Raw genomic sequence first — 14,596 nt, 5'->3', positions numbered from 1 at the left:
GGTTCTGTTTGCTCCTTCGTGGCTGGGACGGGCTCAGGGGACGACGACAGCGAGCGACTCGACCACGCAGGCCGGCTTGTCGCCGCCGTCGCGCTCGATGGTCACCCGGGTGGCGATCTGGTAGCCGAGCGAGCTCGGCGTGACGGCGAGCAGCTCGACACCGGCACGTACGCGGGAGTCGACCGGCACCGGGGACGGGAAGCGCAGCTTGTTGGCGCCGTAGTTGACACCCATCTTCACGCCCTCGAGCCGGTAGACCTGGGAGGCGAGCATCGGCACCAGCGAGAGGGTCAGGAAGCCGTGCGCGACGGTCGTCCCGAACGGGCCCGCCTGCGCCTTCTCGGTGTCGATGTGGATCCACTGGTGGTCACCGGTCGCATCGGCGAACAGGTCGATCTGCTTCTGGTCGACGGAGTGCCACTCGGAGTGACCCAGGTGCGTGCCGACAGCCGCCGCGAGCTCCTCGATGCCGTTGAAGGTCCTCATGCCTTCGGCCCTCCCGCGACGTAGAGCACCTGGCCCGAGACGAACCCTGCACCCTCGCTGGCGAAGAACGAGACCGCGTGGGCGATGTCCTCCGGCTTGCCGGTGCGCGCCACCGGGATCTGGGCGGCCGCACCCTTCTTGAAGTCCTCGAACGGTACGCCGATCCGCTCGGCCGTGGCCGCGGTCATCTCCGTCTCGATGAACCCGGGGGCGATGGCGTTGGCGGTCACGCCGTAGCGGCCGAGCTCGAGGGCGAGCGTCTTGGTGAAACCCTGCACGCCGGCCTTCGCGGCGGCGTAGTTGGCCTGGCCACGGTTGCCGAGCGCCGAGGTGCTCGACAGATTGACGATCCGGCCCCAGCCGGCTTCACGCATGTGGCTCTCGACCGCGCGGGTCAGCAGGAACGAGCCGCGCAGGTGCACGCTCATCACCGAGTCCCAGTCGTCGAGGCTCATCTTGAAGAGCAGGTTGTCGCGGATGATCCCGGCGTTGTTGACCAGGACGGTCGGAGCGCCGAGCTCGCGTACGACGCGGTCGACCGCTCCGGTGACCTGCTCCTCGTCGGCGACGTCGGCGCCGACGGCGATGGCTCGGCCCCCGGCGGCCTCGATCTCGTCGACCACACGCTTGCAGGCGGTCTCGTCGAGGTCGAGCACGGCGACGGACATCCCGTCGGCGGCGAGGCGTTTGGCGACGCCGGCTCCAATGCCGCGAGCGGCTCCGGTGACGATGGCGGTTCGGGTCATGTGTTCACTCCTGAGGTTGTCGGGCTGAGGAAAGGACGGCTCAAGAGAGCCGCTCCAACACCATCGCCATGCCCTGGCCGCCACCGACGCACATGGTCTCGAGGCCGAACTGCTTGTCGTGGTGCTGCAGGGAGTTGATCAGCGTGCTGGTGATGCGCGCACCGGTCATGCCGAAGGGGTGGCCGATCGCGATCGCGCCGCCGTTGACGTTGAGGCGGTCCTCGGCGATGCCCAGCTCTCGTGCCGAGGCGAGCACCTGGGCGGCGAAGGCCTCGTTGATCTCCACCAGGTCGATGTCGTCGATCGAGAGACCGGCCCGCGCCAGCGCCTGCCGGGACGCGTCGACCGGGCCGAGACCCATGATCTCGGGCGAGAGGCCGCTGACGCCGGTGCTCACGATCCGGGCGAGCGGGGTCAGGCCGAGCTGCTTCGCCTTGGTGTCGGACATGATCATGACCGCGGCAGCGCCGTCGTTGAGCGGGCAGCAGTTGCCGGCGGTGACGGTGCCGTCGGGGCGGAAGACCGGCTTGAGCGCTGAGACGGCCTCCAGGGTGACGCCGGCGCGGGGGCCGTCGTCGGCGCTGACCACGGTGCCGTCCGGCAGCGTGACCGGGGTGATGTCCTTGGCCCAGAAGCCGTCGGCGATGGCCTGCTCGGCGCGGTTCTGGCTGCGTACGCCGAACGCGTCCTGGTCCGCTCGGGTGACCCCGTTGACCTGGGCGACGTTCTCGGCGGTCTGGCCCATCGCGATGTAGAGGTCGGGAAGCGCTCCCCCGTCTCGCGGGTCCTGCCAGGCCTCGCCGCCGGCGGCGAGCTTCTCCGTACGCGCCTGGGCGTCGTCGAACAGCGGGTTCTGGGTGTCGGGCAGACCGTCGGCATTGCCCTTGAAGTAGCGGCTGACCGTCTCCACCCCGACGGAGAGGAAGGCGTCGCCCTCCCCCGCCCTGATCGCGTGCAGCGCCATCCGGGTGGTCTGCAGGCTCGAGGAGCAGTAGCGGTTCACGGTGGTGCCGGGCAGGTGGTCCATCCCCGCCAGCACGGAGACCGCGCGGCCGAGGTTGTTGCCGGCCTCACCGGCGGGTTGCCCGACGCCCAGCATCAGGTCGTCGATCTCGCGCGGGTCGAGCTCGGGCACCTTGGCCAGCACGGCCTGCACCATCTGGACGGCGAGGTCGTCGGGGCGCATGTCCTTGAGCGACCCCTTCACCGCCCTACCGATCGGCGAGCGAGCTGTGGCGACGATGACGGCTTCAGGCATGTGGCCTCCTCTTACAAACTAAGCAGTTGCTTAGTGCGGCGTCGCATAGCCTGCCTCAGTGATCCCGATCACGTCAACCATCTCGCCGGATCGCGGGCTTTCCGCGATCCGGCGATCAGAGCGTGCTCGTGGCGGCGCTCAGCGAGTGACCAGGCCGGCGATGAACAGCTCCGCGAACGACCTGCCCACCTCCTCGGCCGTGAGGCGACCGGTCGGCTTCAGCCACATCGGGAGGTGGTGCACGGATCCGAAGAAGTAGTCGACGCACAGGTCCGCGCTCACGTCGTCACGGAAGGCGCCGCTCTCCTGGCCCTCGACGATCAGGCCACGGAAGGTCTCGTGGTAGCGGCGGCGCTCGCGGCGTACCTCCTGCTGCTTCTCCGCGCTCATCTGATGCAGCGAGCGGAAGAAGATCGTGGTGCCCTCGAGGTTGTTCGCCGTGGTCACGACCACGTCCGCGCAGGCTGCTCGCAGCCGATCCTCGACCGGCCCCTCCTGCGCGACAGCCTCGTCCAGCCGCTCCATCTGCATCCGGAGCACCCGGCCGTAGATCTCGTAGAGCAGGTCTTCCTTGGAGCTGAAGTAGTGGTACATCGCGCCCTTGGTGACACCGGCCGCCGCCACCACGTCCTGGACCGACGTGCTCTCGAAGCCCTTCTCCGCGAACAGCTCCAGGGCGGCGGCCAGGATCCGCTGCGGCACGGTCTTGCCGTCCACCATCGACGGCGGCCGACCGGTTCTTCGCTGCTCCTGCACTGCCAACGGACCCACTCCCTCGAGGCGATGTTCCACAGAGTAACCACCGCGGCGGCGGGCAAGTCGTCGGTACGAAGCTCGTGGCAGTTATTGTCGGATCTGCGTCCGGCACGGCCGGGCCTGGGCGATCTCGGGGAGTGAAATGCGTAAGAGCACGATCAAGGCTGCTTCCGCGTGCGGCGTACTGCTTCTGCTGGGAAGCGGCTGCGGGGTGAACCTCTCGCGCTCCGAGGGCGAGGAGAGCGCGAGTGCTTCGCCCACGGAGTCGGCGGAGCCGCGCACGTGGCCTGAGTACGAGCCGGTCATCGACCTGGTGAAGTCGAAGCTGGTGAGGAAGAACGGCAGCGCCGAACAGGTCTACCTGGACGACTCGCTGCTCCTGGTGCAGGGCGTACCGGACCGCAAGGTCACCTACCTGAACAACGTGGTCGGCATCGACCCCGCGACCGGCAAGGAGCAGTGGCGGTCGAGTGATCTCGACCTTCGCAAGGCAGCGGGCCTCACCGACTGTCTCTACTACGGACAGAATCGGACGTACGTCGGCAGCGGGGCGGCCTTCGTTCCGATCATGTGCAGCGACGACCGCGGCCGCACGCCGCAGGGCGTCGTCGCTCTCGATTCGAGCTCCGGCGCCCCGAAGTGGTCGGCGTCGGTCCTCCACTGGACACCGAAGGGCACCGGGCCCGGCGGCCGCACGGCGTCGAACAGGTTCGACATCGTCGGCACCGTCGGCGACACGATGGTCTACTCCGTGCATCAAGCCTGGTCAGACTCCGACCTCTCCACCTTGAACGAGCCCGGTTCGTACAAAGCACCGATCCTCCACCACGCAGAAACCGTCGGGGTCGACACAGCAACCGGGAAGGTTCGCTGGCGGAAGGACGGTTTCATCGGGACGCACGTCTCCAGGGACCACGTCATCGGCACCCGTCCGACCAAGAACGAGACCCGCGCGGGAACGATCGACGTCATCGACGGCGCAACCGGCGAGGACACCTGGAAGACGTCGTGGAAGTCGAACGTGGGAACGATCTCGAAGGACTGGATGATCGTCGAGTTGGGTCAGGGTGGCGATCTCGGTCCTCATGACGGGGTCTACGAGATCGCGACCGGCAAGCGCGTCTCCGAGCTCGAAGACCCAGGCATCTCCGGCACCCACGACAGCTGGGAGCAGGAGTACTCGGTGGCCAAGAGTGCCGGTGTGACCTGGCTGCTGGCCGAGAAGGGCAAGTTCGAGCCGTGGACCTTGTTCGTCGCCAAGGACGGCGTCCGCGAGCCGATCCGCTACGACATGGCGACGAGCACCATGCTCAGCATCGACTACCCGCTCGTCCTCGAGGATGACTACAGCCTCGTGGAGCCACTGATGGGCGAGAACGACGACCAGAACTTCGTCGACTACCTCGAAGGTCCTATGGACAGCCCGATCACACCAGCCGTCGGGGAGAGCGACCTGCTCACCTTCTCCCAGAAATACATCATCTCGGGACAACCTGGCTCGATGGTGCTCCACAAACGGCGTTGACCCTCTGCGGCCGGTACGGTCGCTCCGCCGGGTGACCTGGGGTTTCTCGCATTTCAAGATGGTCCTTCGAAACCTGCGAGGGCAGGATCCAGAGCGCCGCAAGAACTTGGCGGCGGTGGTCCCGCGGAACCGCCGCAAGGAGCGGCGGTTCCGCCGAACTGCTCAGGACGAGCGTCGTGCCCGCATCACGGCGAGCACGATCCCCGCAACAATGAGGACGGCTACACCGCCGCCGATGGGGAGCCAGATCGGAATGCCCTGGCCATCGGTACCGTCGGTCTCGTCGGCCGAGTCTCCGGACGTCGCGCCGACCTGGTTCGCCGTCTCCGGCGTGGACTCGCTCGGGGGTGCGCCGACCTGCTCGGCGGAGGTGACGAGACCGTCGATCTCGTTGTACTCCGGAGCTCCCCCACCGGCTTCACCGTAGGTCTGCAGCGTCAGAGTGTAGGGAACCGCCACCCCGTCCTTGACGTTCTTCGACATGTTGATCTCGATGAAGCGAACTCCGGCGCGCGAGCCGTTGAGGGTGGTGTCCTCCTCGCGGTTTCGATACCGGATCTCTGGTGTCGTCGCGCCGGTGCGGAATCTTTTCACGTCGTCGCCCATCAGGTTGATGAAGCTGTCGCGCCACCACTCCGGCTCGTTCTCGATCGTGAGCGACGGGCTGGTCTTGGTGCGATCCGGCCCCAGGATGTCGAGGTTGAGGTTCGAGGAGGTCCCGGTGGCCTTCCACAGACGATCGGTGAGGTTGACATCGACCTGGGCTTGTAGCTGCTGCCCCCAGTCGACCGGGACCGCAACCACCTGGGTCTCGCCGCCGAGGAGCTCGCCGGAGTACGTGCCGTCCTTCACGACCGGTGCATTCGACAGCGTGTCTCCCGGCACGACCTCCTCGGGTGAGGCAGCGGGCTTCATCTGGTTCCACCGGACCGAGTCCTGCGCCGGGGGCAGGTCGGCGTAGGTGTCCTGGACCAGCGGTGGTTCCTCGGAGACCAACAGCTCGACCGGCTTGCCCACGAGCGCGTCCCCGCCTGCCGGCAGCTTGAGCGCGGCGTACACGAAAGGCCCGTCAGCGCACGAGTCCGGCTCGGGCGACTCGCTGGTATCGCGTTCCGGCTGTTCGCTCGGCGCCTCCCAGCTGGTCGCCGAGGAGGCGACCAGCGCTCGAGCACCGAACATGTTGACATCTACGTTCTGACTCGATGATCCACAAAGGCCGCGGCCGGGTGTTTCGAGGTCGAGATTCAGGCCCGAGACCGTGGCAGCGTCGGGCGACCGGGTGAGTGCGGAGACGTGCAGCGTCGTGCCCGGCTCGGTCCGCTCGACGCGGTAGTGCAGGTCCTCGCCCCTGTAGGTGTCGACATACTGCCCGTTGGTCACCGTGGGCGCCGTGCTGGTCTCGTTGGTGCCCTCGACCGGGGTGCCGGTGAACCGGAAAGGACGGAACGCGCGCGTCGAGGTGACCTCGAGGCTGTCGGTCATGTCCTCGGCGGAGTCGGCGTCGTAGTACGACCCGTTGCCCGCCTCGGCGATGCAGCGCAGCTGCTTGCGGGCCTTGGCGTCGACCGACAGACCGACCACGTCGACGCGAAGGTCCAGGCCGTCCTTCGACAGCGCCTTGGCGACCTTGCACGGGTCGGGTCGGCAGGTGGCCTCGCCATCGGAGACGAGCGCGATCGTGCGCTTGCCGTCGGAGCCCAAGTCCTTCGCCGCCTGCTGGAGGGCATAGCCGATCGGCGTCTCGCCGAGGGGCTTGTAGTCGTCGATCGCGGCGCGCAGCTCGTCACGGTTGTCGGTGGCAGTGGGGACCACCTCTTGGGAGTCGGTGCAGGCCCCCGCCCCCGAGTCGACGGTGGCGCCGTAGACGCGCATCCCGACCTCGGCTTCATCGGGAAGGGTGTCGACGACGTTGTCGAGAGCGGTACGGGCGGCGTCGATCTTGGTGCCCCCACCGCCCGCGGGTTCCGCCATCGAGCCCGACGAGTCCAGCACGAGCTGCATGCGCTGGATGGCGTCCGGCGCGGGATCGGTCTCGTCGGCGGCTGAGGCCGGCGGGGTGAGGGTCCACGGGACGGTGGCCACGAGCACGGCCGAGGCGGCAACGCTGGCGAGCGCGCGATAGATGACGGTCCGGTGATGAGGGGACGGCACGGGGCGGGGGCTCCTAGACGGTCAGGGGTCGCGAGCTGTGGGTGGCGACCCTCGGCCGCGTCATTGTGCCGATCCACGGGAGGAGCGGATCCCCGCCCCGGTGTCAGCGACGTTTCTGTTGTGATGCCCGTCACGCGTTCTGCCTTGCCACCTCAGACGACCGAGTTCACCAGCACCACAGCGGCCGAGACGACGAGTGTTCCGATGACGAGCGGGCGCAGCCGTTCCCGCGGCACGCGGTGGAAGAGCGCGTCACCCAACCGCCAGCCGACGGGCAGCCCGGCCACCCCACCGACAACGAGCAGCAGCACCTCGACGTCGACGTGGCCGAGGACGAGGAAGGCAGCGACCGCGACCAGGTCCTGACCAGCGAACACCGCCTGCAGGGTCGCGCGATAGCGCCTCGGTTCGCGGTCGATGAGCACCATCACCAGAGGAGGGCCGTTCATCCCGGTCGACGTCAGCAGCCCCCCGCTCACGATGCCTGCCACCGGCAGACCGCGGCGGCCGACCTTCGGCATGAGCGCCATCAGCAGCACCAGGACCAGCATCACCACGGCTATCCCCGCCGTGAGGAGACGCTCGTCGGCCACGGTCAGCAGCACCAGCCCGACGGGCATCCCGATGATCCCCGTCAGAGTCAGCAGGAGGCTGTCCCGCCGGTCGACGTACGCACGCTCACGCAGCGCGATGCCCGCCGTGAGGACGAGACTCACCGCCGTCGCGGCGACCACGGCGCGGGCGGGGTCGGTCACCAGGAGCAGGCCCGGCACTGCAGCGAGGACGGACCCGAAACCGGTCACCGCCTGGACGAGCGCGGCGACGACGAACACCAGCAGAGCGACCCCGGTGAGGGTGAGGAACTCGATCAAGCGGGCTGACTCAGACTGCGTGGCGCGCGAGACGCTGGCAAGCGATGGTGGGGACGCGCAGACCGGCGGTCGACATGTTCAACCGGGCCAAACCTCACCTCGACGATAGACATCGGGAGCCAATATAACGGCCCGTCCAGGAGCTGCAGACAACACCCCGACGAGAGTCAGGGAGCCAGGCGACGAACTCGGCGAGGACGACGCCACGGGTCTGAATCACACCGCCGACCGAGGTCATGAACACGTACCGTCCGGGGTACCAGTCAGATCATGTCTCGTCCGCTACTCGCATGCGTCCGCTGACACAGATGGCAACTCCCCTCATCCGACCTCCGACCGACATCCAGGCGCGCGTACGCAGCCTGCCGTGGGGTCTCGCCCTGAGAGCGGCAGGCGCGGGGGCGATCGCCTTCTGGGTCGGTGCGGTCTTCCCGGGCCCGGCCGGCGAGTTCCCCTATTACGCGCCGCTGGGGGCCGTGGTGGCGATGTCGTCGACCGTGATGGGTTCGGTCCGTAACGCGGTCCAGAGCGTCCTCAGCATCTGGCTGGGCTCGGCGATCGCGCTGGTCACCGCGGCGATCCTGGAGCCCAGCGCGTGGACGGCGGCGCTGGTGATCGGCCTGGGCACGATGGCGGTGAACTGGCGTCTGCTCGGTGGCATGGGGCAATGGGTCCCGACGGCAGCCCTGTTCGTACTGATCATCGGAGGCGAGGATCCGGTCGCGTTCGTGAGTGCCTACGGCGGGCTCACCCTGATCGGCGCCATGATCGGCGTCGTGGCGATCGTGCTCTTCCCACAGCTGCCTCTCGGGCCTGCAGACGAGGCGATGCGCGACGTCCCGCGCAGAGGTGATCGTCCAGCTCCGGCAGCTGGCACATGCTCTCCAAGGAGACGGCCCACCGACCGAGACCGAGTGGGGTGAACGTCGGGCACAGCTCGAGCCTGCCCTGCAGCGTATGCGCGACGCGAGACATCTCGTCCTCGAAGCGTCGCGTGCCAACCGGCGGCTGGCACGCCATCGAAGCCTTCTGGACCGACAGTTCGAGCAGGCCGCGAACCTCGAGCGGGTGTGCATCCTCGTCGAGGGTCTGACCCAGCTCCTGGAAGAGGAGGAGCGCGCGGAGAACGAGCGCGTGGGGCTCGGCCCGCAGCTGCGCCCCGCGACCGCCCGAGCACTGCTCGCGCTCGCGGACCTGGTCGAGTCCGGAGACGGGCGGACCGTCGACCTCGGCGCCAGGGCGGCGGCGGGCGAGACCCTGGCCGGCCTCGTCGACCAGATCCATGCCGTACGTGTGCGCGAGTCCTCCGACGACGAGCTCTTCACGGCCGGAAGCATCGTCACCGACATCCGGCGCTGCCTGGAGACTCCGCGACCGGTCGGTGACGGCGAGGCGGTTCGGTGAGTCCTCCCGATCACGCCTCGCGCGACGCGTCACGTCGAGCGAGCGCCTTGGTGGCCGGCCCCTCCAGGACCTCACCGCTCGCCGAGAAGCGGGACCCGTGCAACGGGCAGTCCCAGCTCTTCTCCGCGTCGTTCCAGCGCAGCGTGCCGCCCAGGTGGGTGCAGAGCGCGACCACGCGACACGTACGTCCCTCCACCCTGGAGGCGCCGACCGGCAGGAGGCCGTCGCGGCCCACGGTCCCGGCGCCCTCCGCGGCGGGGACGCGCGCTGTCGAGGACTCGGCCCGCGCCAGCGACCGGGCCGCGGCCAGACCGACGCCGCCGTTGAGCCCGGCGATCCGGGCCGCGCCGCTGGGGCGCGTGATCCGTCGCCCCAGCACCTTCGCCCAGCTGGGCGTCGACCCCAGGATCTGGCCGGCGATGCTTCGCGCCGCGGCTACGCCGTTGGTGAGTCCCCACTTGTCGTAACCGGTAGCGAGGTGGATGCGGCCGCCACCGCGGGGCAGCTTGCCCACGAAGGGGATCCCGTCGTGCGACGCGTAGTCCTGCGCGGACCAGGTGTGTGTCTCCACCGCGCCGTCGAAGTAGCGCGCGGTCCACTCCCGCAGCTCGTGGACTCGGCTCAGCTCGGACTCGGTGCGGCCGACGACGTGCCCGGCGCCACCGACGAGGAGTCGGGGCGCGGAGGTGGCGTCTCCGGGTACGCCGCGGATCGATCTGCTCGACGAGGCCGCCGAGAGATACATCCCCGGCGGGATCTCGACGCCTTCGAAGGCGAGGAGATAGGAGCGCTTCGGCTCGACCTTGGCGAAGTAGAGGCCCCGATCCAGGGTCGGCACCCCGGTCGCGAGCACGACGTTCTCGGCGCCAAGCACGCGCCCGTCGTCGAGCGTGATCTCCGGCGTCCCCCGCACCGACACCCCCATCACCCGCCGGCCCTCGTGCACCGTCCCGCCGTGGCTGCGCAGCTGCGCGGCGAGGGCACCGAGGACATCCATCGGGTCGAACTGCACCTGATCCGCCAGCACCGTCGCCCCCGCGAGCGGAAACGGGACGTCGAGACGGTCGGCCCAGCGTACGTCCAGGCCGAGCGAGCGGGCGGCCTCATGCTCTTCTCGGACCTTCGCCAGCTCACTGTCAGCGCTCGCATAGGTCACCGCGTCACGGGTCTGGACGGGGACGTCGTGCTCCGTGCAGAAGCCCAGCAGCCACTGCTGGCCCTCGCGGTTCGCATCGACGTACGCCTGGGCGACATGGTGCGACTGGGCGCCCAGGATCTGGGAGAGCCTGATCCCTTGGAGCAGCGAGAGCTTCCCCGTCGTACGTCCTGTGGTTCCCGAACCCATCCGGCGGGCCTCGACGACGCCCACCCGGCGTCCGGCTCGCGCCAGCAGCAGGCCGACGGTCAGCCCGGTGATTCCCGCGCCGACCACGACGTCGTCGAAGCGGTCGTCCTCGGGAAACAGGTCGGGGTTCGGGGTCTGGTCCGGGGAGTCGGGGCGGTCCGTCCACATCGCTCGCATGCGCTTCAGGTACCCGCTCGGCGCGTCGGGCAGGCTCGAGCCGACTGAAACGTACGTAACCTGGTGGGCAACGAGACCGTCCGAGCGCACCTCCAACGCGACGAAACGGGGCGAGTGATCATGACTGCGGACCTTGCCTACGTGGTGGCCGGCGCCAGCCTCCTGCTGGCGATCGTGCTCCCCGATCTGCTCAGCCGATGGGCCATCTCGGCACCGATGGTGCTGGTCGGGGTCGGGATGCTGATCGGGCTCACCCCGCTGCCCGACGGCCTGCCGCTGGACCCGCAGGACAACCGGGTCGCGATCGAGCACACCACCGAGCTGGTCGTCATCGTGGCGCTGATGGGTGTCGGGCTGGCGATCGACCGTCCGCTCGAGGTCCGCAGCTGGCGGAGCTGGAGGCAGTGGTCTCCGACATGGCGGCTGCTTGCGATCGGGATGCCGCTCAGCATCGCCGCGATCGCCGTTCTCGGCTGGGCAGCCGGACTCGCCCCGGCGGTTGCGCTGCTGCTGGGCGCGGCGCTGGCACCCACCGACCCGGTGCTCGCCTCCGACGTACAGGTGGCCGGCCCGCAGACCGGTGACCACGAGGTCGACGAGAGCGACGAGCTCCGGTTCACGCTCACCTCGGAGGCGGGTCTCAACGATGGTCTCGCCTTCCCGTTCGTCTACGCGGCGATCCTGCTCGCCACCCAAGGAGCGGTGTCGAGCTGGGCGCTGGAGTGGGTGGGCTTCTACCTGGTCGCCAAGGTCGTGATCGGCGTCCTGGCCGGGGTCGTGGTCGGGAAGCTGCTCGCCTACGTCGCGTTCCGGTCCAGCAACCGAGCCCTGCGGGTGGCGGAGCGGGGCGAGTCGCTGCTCGCGCTCGCGGCGCTGATCGCGTCGTACGGCGTCGGCGAGGTTCTCGGCGGCTACGGCTTCCTCTCCGTCTTCGACTGCGCCATCTCGTTCCGCTCTGCCGAGCGGTCACACGACTACCACGCCGCCATGCACGAGGTGGCCGAGCGGCTCGAGCGGCTGCTGACGCTCTTCGTCCTGCTCATGCTCGGCATCGCGCTCACCCGCGGCCTGCTCGAGGCCCTCGACTGGCGGGGCGTCGCGATCGGGCTGGCGCTGATCCTGGTGGTGCGTCCGGCGGCGGGGATCCTGGCCCTGGCCCCGTGGCCGGGTCGAGGCGGGGGTGCGGTCGAGCTCACCCGGCGCGAACGGTTGGCCACGGCGTTCTTCGGAGTTCGCGGCATCGGGTCGATCTACTACCTCGCGTACGCCGCGGGCGAGGACCCGACGCTGGCCCAAGACTGGCTGTGGTCGACGGTCGCCTTCACCGTCGTCGCCTCGGTGTTCATCCACGGCATCCTCGCGACTCCGGTGATGACCCGCATCGATTCCGCCCGTTGACACCACCCGCGCCTACGATGAGCACGATGTCGATGAACAGCGCGCCGCGCCGCCTCCTGCTGGTCGTCGACGCACCCTCCCTGCTGCACCGCAACCATCACGCCCGCGCACACACCCGGATGATCGACCGCGCCGGCCGGCCCGCCTGGGCGCTGCACGGGATGCTGCGGCAGATCCTCGACTCGATCGACGCGTTCGCCCCTGATGCGGTGCTCTTCGGCCTCGACGACCGCACCGCGTCCGTACGTCGGGACGCCTATCCCGACTACAAGGCTGGACGCGCCGAGAAGGACCCGATGCTGGTCGAGCAGCTCGGCCGGGCCGGCGCGATGCTCGACGCCCTCGGGCTCGCGACCCTCACTCCCCCCGGCCTCGAGGCCGACGACGTCAACGCCTCCGCCGCGGCCTGGGCGGTTCGCAACGACTGGAACTGCGTCGTGATCACCTCCGACCGCGACGCGTTCGCGCTGATCAGCGACCACACCCAGGTCCTGCGGCTGATCAACGGCGGCATCAACGGCTCACCGCTGCTCAACCCTGCTCGGCTGTATGCGATGTACGGCGTACCGGCCACTCGCTATCTGGAGTACGCCGCGCTGCGAGGCGATGCCAGCGACAACCTCCCCGGCGTGAGCGGCATCGGCGAGAAGACCGCCGCCGCCCTCCTCGACCAGGTCGGCCCGATGGGGCGGGTCTGGTCCGACATCGACGACAACTCTGGTCGTCTGGTGACGACGGTGCTCGACCGGTGGGCCGCCGACACCGGCTCCCGTCGCATCTCCGCACGCGTGGTCCGCGCGCTGTCCGCCCCCGGCGCGCGGGAGCGCTACGACTTCAACCTCCGCATGATGACCTGCCACGAGGACCTCAACCTCCGGCTCACCCCGGACATCCCCGGCACCCCCGGCCTCCTCCCCCTCGACCTGGACCGCGTCGCCCGGGTCGTCGGCTTCCTCGGCGTCGAGGCGACCACCTCGCTGGCGCAACGAGTCCTGAGCACCAACCCCGCCTCGGCGGCCTCCTAGGCCGGGCAGGCCCGCCTCGATTACGCTCGCTGCATGGTCAAGCGCTGGCGAGTGATCGCCGTTCTCGGGGTGCTCGCCGTCGGAACGATCGGTTCCGTCGCCGTCGTGAAAGGTAAACCCGCCTGGGAGCGTCATCAGGTCATCTCGGCCCTGGAGAAGGTCCCCGGCGTACGCTCCGCGGACCTCTCGAGTCTGAGCGCCTCGCCCGCAGTCGTCCTCGACGGCGACATCGAGGAGGCGAAGGTCGAGGACACGGTCAAGTCCGTGTACGAGGCGGCGGAGGCGCAGGGTCTCGACTCAGACTGGGTCTACACGACCTACCGAGGTGTCGAGATCGCGCTCGACAGCATCGTTGACACCAGGTGGATCGAAGCCGGCGCTGTGCTCGCTCACCAGCCGGGGGTCTCCAGCGGCAAGGCATCCCCATACGAAGTCGACGCGAAGATCGATGGATCCGTCATCCCTGCTCTCGAGGGCCTCTCAGCCTGGGCGAAGCAGAACGAAGACGTCGATCCGAAGATGCTCGTCGAACTGCATTCGCAGACTGCCTTCGACTTGGCGACCACCCTGGGCAATGCATCATCCGACCTCCCTGCTCTGGCCAGGATCCCAGGACAGGACGCGCCGTTTCCGCCGACGAAGGTCAGTATCTGGGGAGAGGACCCACCCTCCGTCGACGTCTACGCTCAAGACCTGCCGGAGGCGTACGCGGCCATGACGACCTACGCCGCGCTCGCGCCCGAGATCGCCACCACGATCGAGGTGGGCGGCGAGAGAAGACTGAGCGTCCGCCACCAGGACACCTCCCGTATGCGCGCCTTCATAGACGACATGACTCGGATCGATGCCACCGTGGTCGACGCGGACACCTCTATGGACGCGGCTACTGTTGGCCTACCGGTTCCGGAGCTGGGATCCGATGCCTCCGAGGACGAGAGATCCGCTGCCGACCGCGCGATCCTTGACGGTCTCACGACCGTCGCTGACCGGATCAGCAGGAAGTGGCCGGACATCGCCCGGGTCACCATCGCCATGGGCGAATACGAGCTGATCAAGGCGCTACGTGGAGCAGTCGTCACCGACTTCGTCCCCGTCTTGGACGACCTCTGGACGACGAGTGGCGGCAGAGCCCGCGTCGATGGGCATTGGGGCAAGAAGGAGCCCTACGAGCTGTTGATCACCATCGGCCCGTCCTCGAGCGTCGACTCGATCGCCACGACGATCCGGGAAGCCGGTTTCCCCGGACGGATCAAGATCAGCTTCTGGGACAGCCGAGACGGAGGCTATGGGACGTACTTCGGGTCGTTCGAGACGACCGCGACCTCCCGGGCCTCGAAGTTCGACCCCGGCCTCGCCGACGACACCCGCGAACTGCTCAACGCCTGGAACGCGACTGCGCCCTGACGCAGAGCTGTCAGCAGAGGGCGAGACAACACATGCCCACTGCAGCGTC

At 68.8% G+C, this 14,596-nt stretch carries 13 protein-coding genes; 6 read left to right on the top strand and 7 right to left on the bottom strand.

The genetic code is table 11. The features are described 5' to 3' along the window. Window positions 1-33: 33 nt before the first annotated feature. The 4 genes from IEY84_RS05830 to IEY84_RS05815 all read right to left on the bottom strand — a co-directional run bounded on the left by IEY84_RS05830 (window position 34) and on the right by IEY84_RS05815 (window position 3,246). On the bottom strand, window positions 34-486 hold the full coding sequence (locus IEY84_RS05830; RefSeq protein ID WP_183544685.1) for a MaoC family dehydratase: 453 nt from the start codon (window positions 484-486) through the stop codon (window positions 34-36). Continuing rightward, window positions 483-1,232 carry a 3-oxoacyl-ACP reductase FabG gene (gene fabG, locus IEY84_RS05825; RefSeq protein WP_183544687.1) on the bottom strand — a complete coding sequence of 250 codons (750 nt, stop codon included), beginning with the start codon at window positions 1,230-1,232 and terminating at the stop codon, window positions 483-485. The genes IEY84_RS05830 and fabG overlap by 4 nt, the downstream gene beginning before the upstream one ends. Window positions 1,233-1,272: 40 nt before the next feature. Then, window positions 1,273-2,490 (bottom strand): acetyl-CoA C-acetyltransferase, encoded by a 1,218-nt coding sequence (locus tag IEY84_RS05820; protein WP_183544689.1) that lies wholly within the window; start codon window positions 2,488-2,490, stop codon window positions 1,273-1,275. 138 nt (window positions 2,491-2,628) lie between these two features. Then, window positions 2,629-3,246, bottom strand: a complete 618-nt coding sequence (locus IEY84_RS05815; RefSeq protein WP_229788400.1) for a TetR/AcrR family transcriptional regulator — start codon at window positions 3,244-3,246, stop codon at window positions 2,629-2,631. 142 nt (window positions 3,247-3,388) lie between these two features. Between IEY84_RS05815 and IEY84_RS05810 the strand changes: the two genes are divergently transcribed. Beyond that, window positions 3,389-4,771 carry an outer membrane protein assembly factor BamB family protein gene (locus tag IEY84_RS05810; protein WP_183544691.1) on the top strand — a complete coding sequence of 461 codons (1,383 nt, stop codon included), beginning with the start codon at window positions 3,389-3,391 and terminating at the stop codon, window positions 4,769-4,771. A gap of 162 nt (window positions 4,772-4,933) precedes the next feature. On the opposite strand, the gene IEY84_RS05805 is transcribed toward IEY84_RS05810, so the two are convergent. Further along, window positions 4,934-6,922, bottom strand: coding sequence for a VWA domain-containing protein (locus tag IEY84_RS05805; RefSeq protein WP_183544693.1), 1,989 nt, complete (start codon window positions 6,920-6,922; stop codon window positions 4,934-4,936). Between the two features lie 152 nt (window positions 6,923-7,074). Then, window positions 7,075-7,794: a sulfite exporter TauE/SafE family protein gene (locus IEY84_RS05800; protein ID WP_183544695.1), complete on the bottom strand. Its 720-nt coding sequence runs from the start codon at window positions 7,792-7,794 to the stop codon at window positions 7,075-7,077. 308 nt (window positions 7,795-8,102) lie between these two features. Between IEY84_RS05800 and IEY84_RS05795 the strand changes: the two genes are divergently transcribed. Next, window positions 8,103-8,717, top strand: coding sequence for an aromatic acid exporter family protein (locus IEY84_RS05795; protein WP_183544697.1), 615 nt, complete (start codon window positions 8,103-8,105; stop codon window positions 8,715-8,717). 34 nt (window positions 8,718-8,751) lie between these two features. Continuing rightward, window positions 8,752-9,198, top strand: a complete 447-nt coding sequence (locus tag IEY84_RS05790; protein ID WP_183544699.1) for a hypothetical protein — start codon at window positions 8,752-8,754, stop codon at window positions 9,196-9,198. Between the two features lie 10 nt (window positions 9,199-9,208). Here IEY84_RS05790 and IEY84_RS05785 read toward each other — a convergent pair whose 3' ends face one another. After that, window positions 9,209-10,711: an FAD-dependent oxidoreductase gene (locus tag IEY84_RS05785; RefSeq protein WP_221208728.1), complete on the bottom strand. Its 1,503-nt coding sequence runs from the start codon at window positions 10,709-10,711 to the stop codon at window positions 9,209-9,211. Window positions 10,712-10,840: 129 nt separating this feature from the next. Here IEY84_RS05785 and IEY84_RS05780 point away from each other — a divergent pair, with 129 nt between their 5' ends. Genes IEY84_RS05780 through IEY84_RS05770 form a run of 3 tightly spaced genes read left to right on the top strand, consistent with a single transcriptional unit; the run spans window position 10,841 to window position 14,547 of the window. Then, window positions 10,841-12,118, top strand: coding sequence for a cation:proton antiporter (locus tag IEY84_RS05780; protein WP_183544703.1), 1,278 nt, complete (start codon window positions 10,841-10,843; stop codon window positions 12,116-12,118). Window positions 12,119-12,144: 26 nt separating this feature from the next. Beyond that, a complete protein-coding gene (locus tag IEY84_RS05775; RefSeq protein ID WP_229788383.1) occupies window positions 12,145-13,143 on the top strand; it encodes a 5'-3' exonuclease in 999 nt (332 codons plus the stop codon). 33 nt (window positions 13,144-13,176) lie between these two features. After that, window positions 13,177-14,547: a hypothetical protein gene (locus IEY84_RS05770; RefSeq protein WP_183544705.1), complete on the top strand. Its 1,371-nt coding sequence runs from the start codon at window positions 13,177-13,179 to the stop codon at window positions 14,545-14,547. Window positions 14,548-14,596 lie beyond the last annotated feature (49 nt).

The sequence above is a fragment of the Nocardioides albus genome, assembly GCF_014648255.1.
Classification (GTDB): Bacteria; Actinomycetota; Actinomycetes; order Propionibacteriales; family Nocardioidaceae; genus Nocardioides; species Nocardioides albus.
This window is presented reverse-complemented; position numbering and strand designations above follow the sequence as displayed.

Excerpts from the sequence above, each read along its gene's own strand:
- IEY84_RS05770 (WP_183544705.1), top strand. The coding sequence starts at position 13,177 with ATGGTCAAGCGCTGGCGAGTGATCGCCGTTCTCGGGGTGCTCGCCGTC.
- IEY84_RS05785 (WP_221208728.1), bottom strand. The coding sequence starts at position 10,711 with ATGTGGACGGACCGCCCCGACTCCCCGGACCAGACCCCGAACCCCGAC.
- fabG (WP_183544687.1), bottom strand. The coding sequence starts at position 1,232 with ATGACCCGAACCGCCATCGTCACCGGAGCCGCTCGCGGCATTGGAGCC.
- IEY84_RS05780 (WP_183544703.1), top strand. The coding sequence starts at position 10,841 with ATGACTGCGGACCTTGCCTACGTGGTGGCCGGCGCCAGCCTCCTGCTG.
- IEY84_RS05775 (WP_229788383.1), top strand. The coding sequence starts at position 12,145 with ATGTCGATGAACAGCGCGCCGCGCCGCCTCCTGCTGGTCGTCGACGCA.
- IEY84_RS05795 (WP_183544697.1), top strand. The coding sequence starts at position 8,103 with ATGGCAACTCCCCTCATCCGACCTCCGACCGACATCCAGGCGCGCGTA.
- IEY84_RS05830 (WP_183544685.1), bottom strand. The coding sequence starts at position 486 with ATGAGGACCTTCAACGGCATCGAGGAGCTCGCGGCGGCTGTCGGCACG.
- IEY84_RS05820 (WP_183544689.1), bottom strand. The coding sequence starts at position 2,490 with ATGCCTGAAGCCGTCATCGTCGCCACAGCTCGCTCGCCGATCGGTAGG.
- IEY84_RS05790 (WP_183544699.1), top strand. The coding sequence starts at position 8,752 with ATGCGCGACGCGAGACATCTCGTCCTCGAAGCGTCGCGTGCCAACCGG.
- IEY84_RS05810 (WP_183544691.1), top strand. The coding sequence starts at position 3,389 with ATGCGTAAGAGCACGATCAAGGCTGCTTCCGCGTGCGGCGTACTGCTT.